General features: G+C 70.5%; 15 protein-coding genes. 8 read left to right on the top strand and 7 right to left on the bottom strand.

The features are described from left to right. Positions 1-261 precede the first annotated feature (261 nt). From ABT025_RS23690 to ABT025_RS23660, 7 genes are all read right to left on the bottom strand, one after another. A complete protein-coding gene (locus ABT025_RS23690; protein WP_350997869.1) occupies positions 262-1,161 on the bottom strand; it encodes a 2-hydroxy-3-oxopropionate reductase in 900 nt (299 codons plus the stop codon). Positions 1,162-1,208: 47 nt separating this feature from the next. Further along, positions 1,209-2,048, bottom strand: coding sequence for a TIM barrel protein (locus ABT025_RS23685; RefSeq protein ID WP_350997866.1), 840 nt, complete (start codon positions 2,046-2,048; stop codon positions 1,209-1,211). Between the two features lie 203 nt (positions 2,049-2,251). Further along, positions 2,252-3,685 carry a cellulose binding domain-containing protein gene (locus tag ABT025_RS23680; protein WP_350997864.1) on the bottom strand — a complete coding sequence of 478 codons (1,434 nt, stop codon included), beginning with the start codon at positions 3,683-3,685 and terminating at the stop codon, positions 2,252-2,254. Continuing rightward, a complete protein-coding gene (locus tag ABT025_RS23675; protein ID WP_350997862.1) occupies positions 3,682-5,319 on the bottom strand; it encodes a beta-N-acetylhexosaminidase in 1,638 nt (545 codons plus the stop codon). The genes ABT025_RS23680 and ABT025_RS23675 overlap by 4 nt, the downstream gene beginning before the upstream one ends. Before the next feature lie 32 nt (positions 5,320-5,351). Next, entirely contained in the window at positions 5,352-6,191 is an 840-nt protein-coding gene (locus tag ABT025_RS23670) for a carbohydrate ABC transporter permease (protein WP_350997859.1), read from the bottom strand. Continuing rightward, complete coding sequence (locus tag ABT025_RS23665; RefSeq protein WP_350997856.1) at positions 6,188-7,171, bottom strand: carbohydrate ABC transporter permease; 984 nt, start codon at positions 7,169-7,171, stop codon at positions 6,188-6,190. The genes ABT025_RS23670 and ABT025_RS23665 overlap by 4 nt, the downstream gene beginning before the upstream one ends. Positions 7,172-7,213: 42 nt before the next feature. Continuing rightward, positions 7,214-8,482, bottom strand: coding sequence for an extracellular solute-binding protein (locus ABT025_RS23660; RefSeq protein ID WP_350997853.1), 1,269 nt, complete (start codon positions 8,480-8,482; stop codon positions 7,214-7,216). A gap of 258 nt (positions 8,483-8,740) precedes the next feature. Between ABT025_RS23660 and ABT025_RS23655 the strand changes: the two genes are divergently transcribed. From ABT025_RS23655 to ABT025_RS23620, 8 genes are all read left to right on the top strand, one after another. Continuing rightward, positions 8,741-9,580: a GntR family transcriptional regulator gene (locus tag ABT025_RS23655; protein ID WP_350997851.1), complete on the top strand. Its 840-nt coding sequence runs from the start codon at positions 8,741-8,743 to the stop codon at positions 9,578-9,580. Positions 9,581-9,707: 127 nt separating this feature from the next. Beyond that, entirely contained in the window at positions 9,708-10,880 is a 1,173-nt protein-coding gene (locus ABT025_RS23650) for a lactonase family protein (RefSeq protein ID WP_350997848.1), read from the top strand. An 84-nt stretch (positions 10,881-10,964) separates the two neighbouring features. Next, complete coding sequence (locus tag ABT025_RS23645) at positions 10,965-11,216, top strand: YkoF family thiamine-binding protein (protein WP_266784485.1); 252 nt, start codon at positions 10,965-10,967, stop codon at positions 11,214-11,216. Further along, a complete protein-coding gene (locus ABT025_RS23640) occupies positions 11,213-11,590 on the top strand; it encodes a helix-turn-helix domain-containing protein (RefSeq protein ID WP_350997845.1) in 378 nt (125 codons plus the stop codon). The genes ABT025_RS23645 and ABT025_RS23640 overlap by 4 nt, the downstream gene beginning before the upstream one ends. Positions 11,591-11,766: 176 nt before the next feature. Continuing rightward, positions 11,767-12,276, top strand: a complete 510-nt coding sequence (gene uraD / locus ABT025_RS23635; RefSeq protein WP_350997843.1) for a 2-oxo-4-hydroxy-4-carboxy-5-ureidoimidazoline decarboxylase — start codon at positions 11,767-11,769, stop codon at positions 12,274-12,276. A 29-nt stretch (positions 12,277-12,305) separates the two neighbouring features. Next, positions 12,306-12,698, top strand: a complete 393-nt coding sequence (gene uraH, locus ABT025_RS23630) for a hydroxyisourate hydrolase (RefSeq protein ID WP_350997840.1) — start codon at positions 12,306-12,308, stop codon at positions 12,696-12,698. Between the two features lie 7 nt (positions 12,699-12,705). Continuing rightward, positions 12,706-13,629 carry a factor-independent urate hydroxylase gene (pucL, locus tag ABT025_RS23625; RefSeq protein ID WP_350997837.1) on the top strand — a complete coding sequence of 308 codons (924 nt, stop codon included), beginning with the start codon at positions 12,706-12,708 and terminating at the stop codon, positions 13,627-13,629. Positions 13,630-13,785: 156 nt separating this feature from the next. Then, a complete protein-coding gene (locus ABT025_RS23620) occupies positions 13,786-15,183 on the top strand; it encodes an 8-oxoguanine deaminase (protein WP_350997834.1) in 1,398 nt (465 codons plus the stop codon). Positions 15,184-15,405: the final 222 nt, after the last annotated feature.

Genomic DNA, 15,405 nt, shown 5'->3' with positions numbered 1-15,405 from the left:
TCGGGGCGACCTTCCGTACGGGAGCTGCTGAACTGCGACGGCCTGGGGGCTCCAGGAGCGTAAGTACGCCCCGATCCCGACGTCAACAGTTTGTTGAAATTCATGAGGGGGTGTGGGTGGGAGGTGTTCCGGACGGCGCCGGCGCCTGGGCGCGACAGGACAGGTGTCAGCGCCGACGCCGCCCGGAAGTCTGCGGGCCGGGGGATACGCACCCGGCGGGGTGGTTCCGGCCGGGCCCGGCGAGGGGCCGGCCGCTGCGGATCAGGCCCGGACGGGCTGACCGGAGAGGCGTTCGACCGAGCGCAGCAGTGCCGAGTGGTCCAGGCCGCCGTCCCCCTGCGCGCGCAGTGAGGCGACGAGCTGGGCGACGACACCGCCGACCGGCAGTGCGGCGCCGACGTTGCGGGCGGCGTCCGTGACGATGCCCATGTCCTTGTGGTGCAGGTCGATCCGGAATCCCGGAGCGAAGTCCCGGTTGAGGAAGTTGTCCTTCTTGCGGGTCAGTACGGTCGAGCCGGCCAGTCCGCCGTTGAGGACGTCCAGCGCGGCGGCCAGGTCGACCCCGGACTTCTCGAGGAAGACGACGGCCTCGGCGCAGGCCTGGATGTTGACCGCGACGATCAGCTGGTTGGCCGCCTTCACCGTCTGGCCGGAGCCGTGCGGACCGCAGAGCACGATGGTCCGGCCCAGGGCGTCGAGCACGGGCTTCGCGGCGTCGAAGTCCGCCTGCTCGCCGCCGACCATGATGGACAGCACGGCCTCGATGGCGCCGGCCTCCCCTCCGGAGACGGGGGCGTCCAGGACGCGGATGCCCTTCTCGGCGGCGTTCTTCGCGAGGTCCACGGAGGTCTGCGGGGTGATCGAGGACATGTCGATCAGCAGCGCGCCGCGCTTCGCGTTCTCCAGGATGCCCTCGGGGCCGTACGCGATCGCCTCGACCTGCGGGGAGGCGGGCACCATAGTGATGACCACGTCCGCGTCCCCGACCGCCTCGGCGATCGAGGACGCGCCGGTGCCGCCTGCCGCGGCCAGCCGGTCGACCTTGTCCTGCTCCAGGGTGTAACCGGTGACGTCGTAACCGGCCTTGACCAGGTTCTCGGACATGGGCGAACCCATGATGCCGAGCCCGATCCACGCGACCTTGGGGAGGTTGTTGCTCATGAGGGTGCCTTCCGATAGGCGTGTGTACGAGGGGGAGTCCGCCGTCCTCAGAGGGCGGCCCGCGCGGTGGCCGGGAGCCACTCGAAGGACTCCGCGTCCGTCCGGGCGCCCGGCTTGTACTCCAGGCCGACCCAGCCGTCGTAACCGGCCTTCGCCAGCTCGTCGAGGAGCTGCTCCAGCGGGAGCGAGCCGGTGCCGGGCGCGCCGCGCCCCGGGTTGTCCGCGATCTGGACGTGGCCCGTCCGGTCGGCGTACGCGGTGATGACCTGGCTGAGGTCCTCGCCGTTCATCGACAGGTGGTAGAGGTCCAGGAGGAACTTCGCGTTGCCGAGGCCCGTCGCCGCGTTGATCCTGTCGACGACCTCGATCCCGGCCGGTGCGCTGACCAGGGGGTAGCGCGGTGACTCCGGCTCGTTCAGGGTCTCGATCAGCAGGGCGGCCCCGATCCGGTCGGCCGCGCGGGCGGCGGTGACCAGGTTCTCCAGGGCGAGTTCGTCCTGTACGGCGGGGTCGACGCCGTCGACCCGGTTGCCGTAGAGCGCGTTGAGCGCCTTGCAGCCGACCGAGGCGGCGAAGCCGGCCGCCACCTCGATGTTGGCCCGGAAGCGGTCCGACTCCGTGCCGGGCACGGAGAGCGCGCCGCGGTCGGGGCCGGGGAGCTGTCCGGCGTAGAAGTTCAGCCCCACCAGCTGGGTGCCCGCGTCGTCGAGCGCCTTCTTCAGTGCGTCGAGTTCGGCCTGCGGAGGGGTGGGGGTCTCGGTCCACGGCCACCACAGCTCGACCGCAGTGAAGCCCGCCGCGGCGGCTGCCGCGGGTCGCTCCAGAAGCGGGAGTTCCGTGAAGAGGATCGAAAGGTTCACATCGAAGCGCTGGTCCGGGTAGCCCATGAGGGTTCGGCGCTCCTTCCGTATCGCGGAAGTTTGTTTCTGCTCAACGGAAGATTGCCCGGGAGGTGGGTGGGCTGTCAAGGGGGCGCCGGGGATTCGGGCCGGGCACGGGCGGTCGTGACCGGCCACGACCGGGTCCGGACATACGGAAGCGGGGCGGACACCGCAACGGCCGTCCGCCCCGCCTCCCTTCCCGTACCGCGTTATCCGGCCGGCACCGTGTCCTGGAACGCCGTCCCCGCCGTGCGGAACGCGCTCACCCGGGCACTGACCTGCGCCGGGGTGAGGACCTGGTCCTTCACGTGCAGGACGTAGTCCACCTGCTGGTCGTACGAGCGGGGCGTCGTGCTCGTCTGCCCGGCCAGATCGATCAGCCACTGGTTGAAGTTGATCGACATTCCCCGCTCCGGCAGGTACGCCGAGCCGTGCGTGCCGAACAGTTGGCCGTCGATGTAGTACGTGATGGCGCTGTCGTCGATCGTCACGACCAGGTCGTGCCAGCCCGCGTAGCTCTGCCGGGACTCGGTGTGCGCGTTGACCGCCTCCCAGGGGTCGGGCCGGTAGGTCTCCCACGAGGTCGTGTAGAGGATGTTGCCGCTCTCGCCCCAGCCGCCGTTCGGCAGGTACTCGAAGTCGTACTCCGCGTAGTCGTCCGCCATCGGCGCCTTGAGGTCGTTGATGGTGAAGAACGTCTGGACGAGATGGTCGCCGTCCGGCCCGGACACCGGAGCGTCGTTGAACTTCACCCGGGCCGCGTAGGTGCCGTTGCGGAACTTCATCGACCGGGTCAGGATCTCGGTCTGCTTCGTCGACTCACCGCTGCCCGCGGTCGACGTCTCCAGGTTCATCACCGAGTTTCCGCTCTCGGTGGCGAACGTGACGTTCTCCGGCGCCCAGGTGGCGCCGGGCACGCCCGGTCCCCCGGAGTTGGAGCGGACACTCCAGCCGTGCGCGGCGATCTGCGGATCGGTGTGCCCGCTGTAGTCGAAGTCGTCGAACAGCGTCGGCGCACCCTCCGGCGGGTCGGTCGGGTCCGGCGGGTCGGTCGGACCGGTCGGGTCGTCGCCCTCCGGGGCCTCGCCCCATACCGTGGCCCCGCCGAGCTGTGCGGTCACCCTCGACCAGTCGCCGTACGCAGTCCGGCCCGCGTCGAACGAGTAGTCGTCGCTCTGCAGCAGGGGCTGCCAGTTCGACCGGTGGAAGCGCAGCTGCATGTCCCCCGTATCGGCGCCCGGCGCGAGCGAACCGGCGCCCGCGGTGAATCCGATCTCCAGATAGCGGTCGGCGGTGGCGGTCGGGGACGCGAGCGTGCCGAACGTCCCGGTGATGTTCGCGCAGCCCTTCACCGCCCAGGAACAGGCGAACCGGTAGGCGTCGCCCGCCGCCTCGCCCTTGAAGTAGTAGCGGACCTTGACGGTGCTGAGCTGTACGGCTCCGCCGCCGGTGTTGCGTATCTTCAGCCAGGGTTCGCTCTGGTCGGCGGTGACTCCGGACGCGCTGGTGCGGTACTGCACGGCGAGCGGTCCGTCGGCGGCGCTCGCCGACGACGGGACGGCGGCCAGCGCCGTACAGCCCAGTGCCAGCGTGGCGGCGGCTGCAGCCGCCGCACGGATCCGGCTCTTCGCAATTGACTTCATGACACCTGTTCCTCTCCGGAACGGTCGTGGGGGAGTGGTTCCTGCCGAGGTGGCGCTGTTCCTGGGGAAGCGGTCTGGAGCGACCGGGGGTTCAGGGGGCGGTGGCGGACGCCGAGCGCGTCGAGCCGTGCCGTGTGCCGGCCGAGGCGGGACAGGAATCCGGGCCAGTCGCTGCGACCGCCCGACCAGGCGCGGTCCGCGAGGGCGCACAGCCGCGGATAGGTCAGATACTCGATCTGCTCCGGCGTGCTCGCGTACTCGGTCCACAACTGGGCCTGGGTGCCCAGTACCCGGGCCGCGTCCGCGGCGTCCCAGCCGTCCGGCACCGGCCGGTTGCCGTGGACGGCCCGCAGATCGACGGGCGGACCCGGCTGGGCGGCCGGTTCGCCGGGGTCCGCGGACTGGGCGTAGTCGAGGTACGTGGCCCGGTGGTGCGCGGTGACCACCTGATGGCCGCGGCGGGCGGCCGCCAGGGCGTGGGCCGGGTCGCGCCAGGTCATCACCGTGAAGTCGGGAGGGAGCTCGGTGCCCGTCTCGGCCCAGCCCACCGGGCGCCTGCCCCGCTCGGCCAGGAAGGACCCGATCCGGCCCATGAACCAGCCGTGCAGCGCCCGGGCGTCGGTCAGCCCCTCGGCGGCGGCCCGCGCCCGCGCCGCCGGACTCGACTCCCACTCGGTGGTCGGGCACTCCTCGCCGCCGATGTGGATGTACGGGGACGGGAAGACGTCCATGACCTCCTCAAGCACCGTCCGGCAGAAGTCGAAGACCTCCTCGTGGACGCCGAACACCGTGTCGCAGACGCCCCAGCGGGTCCACACGTCCAGCCGTCGCGACGGATCGTTGCCCAGCTCGGGGTAGGCGGCGAGGGCCGCGCGCACATGGCCCGGCATCTCGATCTCGGGCACCACGCGCACCCCGCGCGCCGCCGCGTAACGGACCAGGTCGCGCAGTTCCTGCCGGGTGTACGCCCCCGAGTGCGGAATCCCGTCGAAGGACTCGTCGCCTCGCCCCGGCGGCCCGGACATCGACTGCCTCCGGTGACCGCCGATCCCGGTCAGCCGCGGGTAGGCGGCGACGGGCATCCGCCAGCCCTGGTCGTCGGTGAGGTGGAGATGGAGCGTGTTGAGCTTGTGCAGCGCCATCAGGTCCACGTACCGGCGCAGATAGGAGACCGGCTGGAAGTGCCGGGCCACGTCGAGCATCGACCCGCGCCACGGGTGTGCGGGCACGTCGCTGATCTCGACACAGGGCAGCATCCACGGCGAGTCCCGCCGCGCCGTGCCCGACAGAGCCTCGGCCGGCAGTAGCTGACGGATCGTCTGGACGCCGCAGAGCAGGCCCGGGAGCCGCGCGGCCCGCAGCAGCAGCGCGTCCGGGCCGATGGTGAGCCCGTACCCCTCCTTGCCCAGGCCGCCCAGCTGCGGGTCGAGAGCCAGCACGATGCGGCCGGTGGCGGAGGGCGCCAGGGGCAGGCCCGTGGCAGGCGCGAGCAGGGTGCGCAGCAGGTCGGCGGCGCCCTCCGCGCCGGGGTAGGCCCGCACCGAGGTGTCCTGGTCGAGGGTGAACCGGCCGGGGCGGGCCGAGACCTTGCGGGGGCGGGGTACGAGGGACTGTTCCGGGCGTGGTGCGGGCACGGGGGTGGCCTCCGGGGTTGGGATCTCGGGCGTCAGCCCTTGACGGCGCCGGCCGCGAAGCCGGAGGTGACATGGCGCTGGAGCAGCAGGAAGACGACCAGCGCGGGCAGGGCGAAGAGGGTCGAGGCGGCCATGGTGGCGCCCCAGTCGGTGCCGAAGGTGTTCTGGAACGACGACAGCCAGACCGGCAGGGTGCGGCTGTCCTGGTGCTTGATGATCAGGAAGTTGGCGTACGCGAACTCGTTCCACGCGGTGATGAAGCCGAACAGTGACGTCGCCATCAGCCCCGGCGCGAGCAGCGGCAGCGCCACCCGCCGGAAGGCACCGGTCCGGGTGCACCCGTCGACCTGCGCGGCCTCCTCCAGCTCCGGCGGAATGGTGGCGATGAAGCCGCGCAGCACCACGATCGAGAACGGCAGCGTGACCATGAAGTAGACGAGGGTGAGCGTCGGCAGCCGGTCCAGCATGTCCGTGTCGCGGGAGATGATGTAGATCGGGATGATCAGCGACTCCCAGGGCGCCATCTGGGCGATGAAGACCATGAGCATGAACTGCCGGCGCCCCTTCCACCGCATCCTGGCCACCGCGTACGCCGAGCCGATGGCGACCAGCAGCGCCAGCAGGATCGAGCTGAGCGTCACCAGGACGCTGTTGCGCCAGAACAGCTCGAACCCGTCGGCCTGCACGGCCGTGCGGAAGTGTTCGAGCGTCCAGGTGTGCGGGAAGAGCTCCGGATCGGCGGTCTGGATGTCCCGCGACGGCTTGAACGCGGTCGAGACCATCCAGTAGACGGGGAACAGGCAGACCAGGACGGTCAGTACGGCGGCGGCGTTCAGCGGGATCCGCCGGATTCTCGGGCGCAGCAGGGTCATCGGTACTCGTCCTCCTGACGGAACATCTGGCGGAAGTAGAGGACGAGCACCCCGGACATCAGGACCACGGTGAGCATCGAGGCGGCCGAGCCCAGGTCGTAGCGCTGCCCGGCGAGTGCCTTCTGCACCGCATACACGGGCAGGATCGTCGTGGCGTCGCCGGGGCCCCCGCGGGTCATCACCCAGATCTGGACGAACGCCTTGAACGTCCAGATGACTTCGAGCGAGAAGACCAGCAGGAAGATGGGCCGGAGTATCGGGAAGGTGACCGAGCGGAAGATCCGGGAGCCGGACGCCCCGTCCAGCCGCGCGGACTCGTACAGCTCCGCCGGGACCGTGGTGAGCGCCGAGTAGACGGTGATCGCCGCGAACGGCACCGACTGCCAGACGATCAGCAGGACCAGGATCGAGAAGGCGGCGGTGCCGTGCGCGAACCACGGGTAGCGGTCGAAGGAGGAGAACCCGGCATCGGCCAGCAGCCGGTTGACGATGCCGAACTCGGAGTGGAACAGCCACTGGAAGACCGTGGTGGCCGCGACCACGGGCATGGCCCAGGCCAGTACCAGTGAACTGAGCACCACCGTGCGGCCGAACCGGCCCAGCCGCTCGGTCATCAGCGCGACCAGGGTCGCGATCACCATGATCAGGGCCACGTTGACCGCCATGAACAGGAAGGTGCGCCGGACCACCTCCCAGAAGCGCGGGTCGGACAGCAGCGCCCGGTAGTTCCGCAGTCCGACGAACTCCGCGTCGCCCATGATCAGCTGGCGCAGCCGGAAGTCCTGCATCGAGATGAGAACGGCCCGAAGGAGCGGGTAGAGCAGCAGGTAGAGCATGCCGCCGACGGCGGGTGCGATCAGGGCGTACGGCCAGAGGCCGCGTGGCTCCCCGGACCGCCGCCGGCGTGGCGGTCCTGCCGTGCCGGTCGCCGGGCGGCGCAGGCGGCTGGGGGGTGCGGTCCGTTCCCGGATGACCGGCACGGCACGCCTCCTCTCGGTGTGCTGGCTGATGGGCTGGAGGGATCAGGAAGCGGTGTTCATGGCCCGGGTGATGTCCTGCGAGGCCTTGGCGGCCTCCTTCGCCGGGTCACCGCCGGTGAGGACGGCCGCCATGTAGTCCTTGACCGGGTTCTCCGCCTCGACGGCCGCCCAGCCGGGCGTGTTGGGCGTCGCGTGCCCGTTCGCCGCCCCGGCCGCCATCGCCGCGGCTCCCGGATCGGCCGCCACGGCCGAGGCGAGCGTCGTCCGGTTCGGTACGTAGCTCATGGCCACGGCCAGCTTCTTCTGCCAGGCGTCACCGGTGAGTTCCTTGACGAAGGTCAGTGCGGCCTCCTGCTTCCCGGACGCCGTGGGAATCACCAGGTCGGACCCGCCGGTGAAGACGGCACCGGGGGTGTCCGCGCTCTTGCCCGGGATCGGGAAGAATCCGAGCTTTCCCTTCAGCTCCGGGTTCTTCTCCGTGACGACCTTGGCGCCGCCCGGGGTCGAGATGACCTGGGCCACCTTCCCCTGGGCCATCACATCGGCCTGCGGCGGATCGTCCTCGTCGGAGTCCTTCGGCCCCTTGCCGAGCGCCTGGAGCCGCTCGTAGAACTCCATTCCGCGCAGCGCCTCCGGGGTGTCCAGCGCGCCCTTCCACTTCCCGCCGGACTCGGTGGCGAGGTCGCCGCCCTCGTCCCAGACGAAGCCGGCCAGCGCGTACCACATCTGCCCCGGCAGATAGATGCCCTGCGTGCCCCCCTTGTTGAGCTTGCCGGTGGCCTCGATCCACTGCTCCCGCGTCTTGATCGCGGACGCGTCGACCCCCGCCTTCTCGAACAGGTCGGTGCGGTAGATGACGACGCGGTTGGCCGCGTAGTACGGGATGCCGTACTGCTTGCCCTCGTACGCCCCGGGCTCGGCGAGCCCCTTGAGCCAGTCCTTGCCGTTCAGCTCGTCGACCTTGTCGCTCAGGTCGAGCAGGCCGCCGCTCTGCGCGAACTGCGCGACCTGGGTGTTGCCGCTCTCGATCACGTCGGGTGCGTCGTTGCTGGCCAGCGCGGCGGTGGTCTTCTCACCGATGCCGTCCCACTCCTGGATCTGCACCCGGACCTTGATCGTGGGGTGTGCGGCCTCGAAGCCCTTCACGAACTCCTTCTGGAACTCGGCGGAGACGCTGTCGCGCATCAGCCACACGTCGATGTCCGTCCGCCCGTCGGCGGACGTGCCGGCCGAATCGGGGGAGGAGCCGCAGGCACTGAGAACGGCGGCCATCACGAGCGCGGACCCACCGGCAAGCAAGCGGTACTTCACGGTTCACCTCTGGGAGACAGGACCTGACCACCTGACCAGTGAAGCCCACTGGACAGCTCACCTCTTGATGGTGGATGAAGGTGGCATAGACCAATGGGACCGTCAACCCCCTTGGTGATTACGGGGTTTCGTGATCTCGCGGAATTGTGGGCCGAGACGTTTGACTGGAGAGCGGTTACACTTCCCCTGACCAGTAGCCGAGTTGGTTCCACTGGTTGCTCAACTGGTAAGTGAGGGAAAGGTTAGGAGGGGCAGCGCATGGAAGCCGACGCATCGGGGACGGTGCTCAAACGGGAACGGGCCCGCGACGCCGTACTGGAGCTGATCGAGTCGCGCCGCCCCGGCGACGCCATCCCCTCGGAGCGCGCCCTCTGCGCCACGCTCGGCGTCTCCCGGCCCACCCTGCGCGCGGCGATCGACGAGCTGGTGGCCGCCGGGCTCCTGGTGCGCGAGCACGGCCGCGGCATGTTCGTCGCCCCCGCGAAGATCACCCAGGAGCTGATCTCGGCGGACCTCGCGCTCTCGGTCCCCCGGGCAGCCGGAACCTGGTCGAGCCGCCTGCTGGAGTTCACCACCCTCCAGGCCGGCGCCCGGGTCGGCCGCAAGCTGCGCATGTCACCCGCGGCGGACATCGTCTACGTCGCCCGGCTGCGGCTGGTCGACGGCGCCCCGATAGCGATCGAGCACCTGCACATCAGGGCCGAGCTCGTCCCCGGCCTGTCCGCCGAGGAGCTGGAGAGCGGCGACCTGTACGAGCACCTGCGCGAGCGCCACGACGTGCACGTCCACGAAGCGGTGCAGGCCATCGAACCCACCGTGGTGACCCGGGCCGAGGCCCGGCTCCTGGACGTCCCGGAACTCTCCCCGGCCCTCCTCTTCGAGCGGCTGACCTCGGACACCACCGGCTCCCCCGTGGAGTACGTGCACTCGCTCTACCGCGGCGACCGCTACCGGATCGTCTCCCGTCTGGCACTCGGTCCGGCCGCCGCCGTGGAGCCCGTGGAGGGGGGACACCATCCGGGGATCCCGCCGGGGGACTTCGCCAGACGGGACCCGATCACGTCGTCCACCCGCGGCGACATCCAGTCCGGCGACTGACCCCGATGCCACTCGCCTCCCCACCGTTGCGCCCTGCGCAATGGCCGGTGCGACTCTTGTGCGGACCATCGGGGAAGGCCACTGGGGCTGACACATCCGACGCCACCAACCCCACGAGGTGCCTCGCATGACACCCCCCACCAGCCGCCGCACCGTCCTCGGCGCACTGCTGACGGGCGGCGCCCTCGCCGCCGCCCCCACGCTGCCCCGCCGCGAAACCCGCCCCGGCCCGGCGCCGCACCCCGCGCAGCACGGGCCGCGCCGGACCGGAACGCTCTGCCTGGGCACCTACACCTCGGCCAGCCCGGGCGGCACCGGCATCGGCGTCGCCTCGTACGACACGGCAACGGGCGGCATCACCTCCCGCACCGTCGTCACCGGCGTCGAGAACCCCTCGTACCTCGCGCCGCACCCCGACGGCCGCACGCTCTACGCCGTCGACGAGCAGGAGAACGGCGGCGTCACCGCCGTCGCGCTCGCAGGCGACGGCACCTTCCGGGTGCTGGGGACACGGGACACCGGCGGCGCCGGGCCGTGCCACCTCTCGGTGCACCCGGGCGGGCGGTGGCTCCTCAGCGCCAACTACACCTCCGGCAGCGTCGCCGTGCACCCGCTCGCCGCCGACGGATCGGTGGGGGAGCGCACGGACCTGGTCGCCCACACCACGCCCGCGCCCGGACCGGGCCAGGACGGCCCCCACGCCCACCAGGTCGTCACCGCCCCCGACGGCGGCCACGTCCTCGCCGTCGACCTGGGCAACGACACGGTGTACACCTACCGGCTCGACGAGACCCACGGCACCCTGGAGCAGCTCTCGTACGCCGCACTGCGCCCCGGCGCCGGGCCGCGGCACCTCACCTTCCACCCGGACGGCCGCCACGCCTACCTGGCGTGCGAGCTCGACAACACCGTCGTCGTCTGCGGCTACGACCCCGCCACCGGCGTCCTGACACCGGGCGCTCCGCAGCCCACCGGAACGGGCGAGGGCACCAGCTATCCCGCCCAGCTCCTGGTCACCGGTGACGGCCGCTTCGCCTACCTCGCCAACCGGGGCCACAACAGCCTCACCCGGTACGCCGTCGAGGGCGGCGGGGCCACGCTGCGCCTGCTGGACACGGTGCCGGTGGGAGGCGACTTCCCCCGGCACACCGCCTTCTCCCCGGACGGGACCCTGCTCTTCGCCGCCAACCAGCGGTCAGGCACCGTCACCTCCTTCCGGGTCGACGCGGAGACCGGCGCCCTGACCCCGGCGGGGACCCCGTTCGCGGCGCCGGCCGCGGTCTGCGTGCTGCCGCTGTAGACCGTGCGGGGCCGCGCCGGTCCGTTAGGGTCGTGCCCGAGCCGCGGGTCGCCCCGGACGCGGCGCGAGCATGAGGGAGACACAGTGCGCCTGAGAGTGGAGTTCACCACCGAGCCCTTCGATCTCGACGAGGCACCGGCCCACGCGGTCGTGGCCCGCGAGGTCATCCAGTCGGCCGAGCTGGACGCGGTGGACGTCGGCCCCTTCGGCAACACGGCGGAGGGCGGCGCCGACGAGGTGCTCACCGCGGTGGACTCCCTGCTGCGCAAGGCTCTGGCATCCGGTGCCACCCGGGTCTCGCTCCAGGTCAACGTCATCGGGGAGGACCCGAAGTGACCGGGCCCGCGGACCACCCCCTCGTCAGCGCCGTCAAGCCGCTCGTCGACGCCATGGGCGCCGAGCTGCTCGGACCCGAGCAGGCCGAGGCCGACGACGTCGTACTGGCCTGGGAGGGTGTCGACGTCATAGCCGTCCGGCTGCCGCAGCTCTCCGACTCGCTGGACCACATCCTGGCCGCGATGGAGCGCCGGCACGGCAAGCCGCTGGCCGAGCTGGACCGCAGGACCAAGCAGGAGGTCGTGCGGACCCTGGAGGCACGCGGTGCCTTTTCGGTGCGGCACGGCGTCGAGACGGTGGCGGGGGCCCTGGGGGTCAGCCGTTTCACCGTCTACAACTACCTGAACAGGGAAAACGGCGCCAAGGGTGAGTAGTTGGGCCATCGGCTGCAGGTAAACGGCACATGAACGCACGGGCCGTCGTCCGGATCATCGGGCGACGGCTTTTTACATGAACGGAATTTCAACAAAGTGTTGACGTGGTGTTGTGGAGGGCGTTAGCTATCCGCAGCCCGACCGACGCACAGCGAAAGACAGCCACGGAGGCTCCCGTGACTTCGAGCTCCACGCCGGGCCTCGCCCGGTTCAACACCCTGGCGGACGACGAGGCGGCCACCGCGCTGCACGAGGTCTGCGCCAGTGCGGCCTGGGGAAGAGCGATCCTCTCCCGTCGCCCGTACGCCACCGCAGAAGCCCTGTTCTCCGCGAGCGACACCGCCACGGCGGCACTCGGCGCGCAGGACCTGGCCGACGCCATGGCCGGTCATCCGCCGATCGGCCGCCCGAAGCCCGGGGACCCGACCTCCTCCCGTGAGCAGCGGGGGATGGCCGGCGCCACCGAGGAGCTCAAGACCGAGATGCTCGAACTCAACCTGGCCTACCAGGAGCGGTTCGGACACGTCTTCCTGATCTGTGCCACCGGAGCCACCGGTGAGCAGATGCGCGACGCGGTGAAGTCCCGGATCGGGAACACGCCCGAGCAGGAACGCGCCACCGTGCGCGCCGAACTGGGCAAGATCAACCGCATCCGCCTCACCCGTCTCGTCACGGAAGACTCGTAAGAGCTCGTTACAGAAGGAGAGTGAAGGTCTTGAGCACCTTCGCCACCGCATCGGTGTCCACCCACATCCTGGACACCAGCATCGGCCGCCCCGCCGCAGCAGTCCCCGTCTCGCTCGCCGCCCGCACGGGCGGCGACGCGCAGTGGGTGGCTCTCGGCGGATCCGTGACCGATGCGGACGGGCGCTGCAAGGACCTGCCGGCCCTGCCGGAAGGCACCACCCACGTACGGCTCGACTTCGAGACCGAGCCGTACTTCACCGCCAAGAAGCAAGCCGAGGCGCAGCAGGACGCCCCCCGCGCAAGGGACAGCGGCGCGTTCTTCCCGGAGGTGGCGATCACGTTCGCCGTCGCCCCGGGCGAGCACTATCACGTACCGCTGCTGCTCAACCCGTTCGGCTACTCCGTATACCGAGGGAGCTAGCAGGCACATGCCCACGATTCTCGGCCAGAACCAGTACGGCAAAGCAGAGAACCGCGTCGTCAGGATCACGCGGGACGGCGACACCCACCACATCAAGGACCTGAACGTCTCGGTCGCCCTCTCCGGCGACATGGACGACGTGCACTACTCCGGCTCCAACGCCAACGTCCTGCCCACGGACACCACCAAGAACACGGTGTTCGCGTTCGCCAAGGAGCACGGCATCGAGTCCGCCGAGCAGTTCGGCATCCACCTCGCCCGGCACTTCGTGACCTCGCAGGAGCCCATCAAGCTCGCCCGCATCCGCATCCAGGAGTACACCTGGGAGCGGATCGCCGGCTCGGACAGCAACTCCCGGTTCATCGGGTCGGACGAGGTCAACCACTCCTTCGCCCGCAAGGGACAGGAGCTGCGCACCACGCAGGTCACCTTCGACGGCGAGAAGTGGCAGGTCATCTCCGGTCTCAGGGACCTGACCGTGATGAACTCGACCAACTCCGAGTTCTGGGGCTACGTCAAGGACAAGTACACGACGCTCAAGGAGGCGTACGACCGCATCCTGTGCACCGACGTCGCCGCCGCCTGGCGCTACAACTGGACCAGCGACGCCGACCGGATGCCCCACTGGGAGAAGTCGTACGCGCAGGCCAGGAAGCACATCCTGCAGGCCTTCGCCGAGACGTACTCCCTCTCCCTCCAGCAGACCCTCTACCAGATGGGTTCGCGGGTCATCAACAGCCGCAGCGAGATCGACGAGATCCGCTTCTCGCTGCCGAACAACCATCACTTCCTGGTGGACCTGGAGCCGTTCGGCCTGAAGAACGACAACGAGGTCTACTTCGCGGCCGACCGCCCGTACGGGCTCATCGAGGCCACCGTGCTGCGCGACGGCGTCGAGCCGCAGATCCCGTTGGACATGACCAACCTCTGACGCGGCGGCGCGCCGGTTCCCGTCCGTCCACGTCGGACGGGACCGGCCGGCCCGACACGTCCACACCATCTCGGCACCCACAGCCGCACGGCTGTGGCACTCAAATCCTCCTGGGGTTCTGCCGTGCCCGCACCACTGACGAGAGAAGGAAGCACCATGGCAGCACCGGCAGCGTCCGACCGAGTGGAACGCATCGTCATCGAGAACTGCTCGATCGCGACCGTCGACGCCGACGACACCGAGTACGCCTCGGGCCATGTCGTCGTCGCGGGCAACCGCATCGAGTCCGTCGGCGCCGGCCGGGCACCGCAGGGCCTGGAGCACGTCGTCCGCAGGATCGACGGCATCGGGCACCTCGTCACGCCCGGTCTGATCAACACGCACCACCACTTCTACCAGTGGATCACCCGTGGCCTGGCCACCGATCACAACCTCTTCGACTGGCTGGTCGCGCTGTACCCGACCTGGGCGCGCATCGACGAGCCGATGGCCCGCACCGCCGCGCAGGGCTCGATCGCCATGATGGCCCGCGGCGGTGTCACCACCGCCATGGACCACCACTACGTCTACCCGAAGGGCTCCGGCGACCTGTCCGGCGCGATCATCGGTGCCGCCCGCGACATGGGCGTACGGTTCACACTCGCCCGCGGCTCCATGGACCGCAGCGAGAAGGACGGCGGACTGCCGCCGGACTTCGCAGTGGAGACCCTCGAAGGCGCACTCGCCGCCACCGAGGCGACCATCGACGCACACCACGACGCCTCCTTCGACGCGATGACCCGGATCGCCGTCGCACCCTGTTCCCCCTTCTCCGTGTCCACCGAACTGATGCGTGAGGGCGCCGGCCTGGCCCGCCGTCGCGGAGTACGGCTGCACACCCACGGCTCGGAGACCGTGGAGGAGGAGAAGTTCTGCCACGAGCTGTTCGGCATGGGCCCGACCGACTACTTCGAGTCGACCGGCTGGCTCGGAGCCGACGTGTGGATGGCGCACTGCGTCCACATGAACGACTCCGACATCGCCGCGTTCGCCCGCACCGGCACCGGCGTCGCGCACTGCCCGTCCTCCAACGCCCGCCTCGCCGCAGGAATCGCCCGGGTCCCCGACATGCTCGCCGCGGGCGTCCCGGTCGGCCTCGGCGTCGACGGCACCGCCTCCAACGAGTCCGGCGAACTCCACACCGAACTGCGCAACGCCCTCCTCATCAACCGCCTCGGCCCGCACCGCGAACGCGCCCTGAATGCCCGTCAGGCACTGCGCCTGGGTACGTACGGCGGCGCCCAGGTCCTCGGCCGCGCGGACCAGATCGGCTCCCTGGAGCCCGGCAAGCTCGCCGACCTGGTGCTCTGGAAGCTGGACACCCTGGCCCACGCCTCGATCGCCGACCCGGTGACGGCCCTGGTCTTCGGCGCAGCCGCCCCCGTCACCCTCTCGCTCGTCAACGGCAAGCCGGTCGTCGAGTCCAACCGCCTCGTCACCGCGGACGAGGACGCCATCGCCCGCGCCACCCGCGACGAGGCCCGCCGCCTCGCGCAGATCGCCGCCGGAGCCTGAGAGGCCACCGGCCGGCACCCCCTGTACAGGTCGGCCGAGGGGGACGGCCCTCGGCCGGCCGCCGTGGACCCGAGCGGGGTCCACGGCAACCGGTGCGGGAGACGCGCACCGAGACGTACGCGCCTCCCGCACCGGTGAACCAAGCTGCCCGCACCAGCTGCACGACCTGCCCCACCTGCACCTACGCACCACACGGGGCCCGGTCCGGCGGACACTTCCGGC

Source organism: Streptomyces sp. NPDC002809 (assembly GCF_040295435.1).
In the GTDB taxonomy this organism is placed as follows: domain Bacteria; phylum Actinomycetota; class Actinomycetes; order Streptomycetales; family Streptomycetaceae; genus Streptomyces.
The sequence above is the reverse complement of the archived record's forward strand: the minus strand, read 5'-3'. Positions and strand labels throughout refer to the sequence as shown.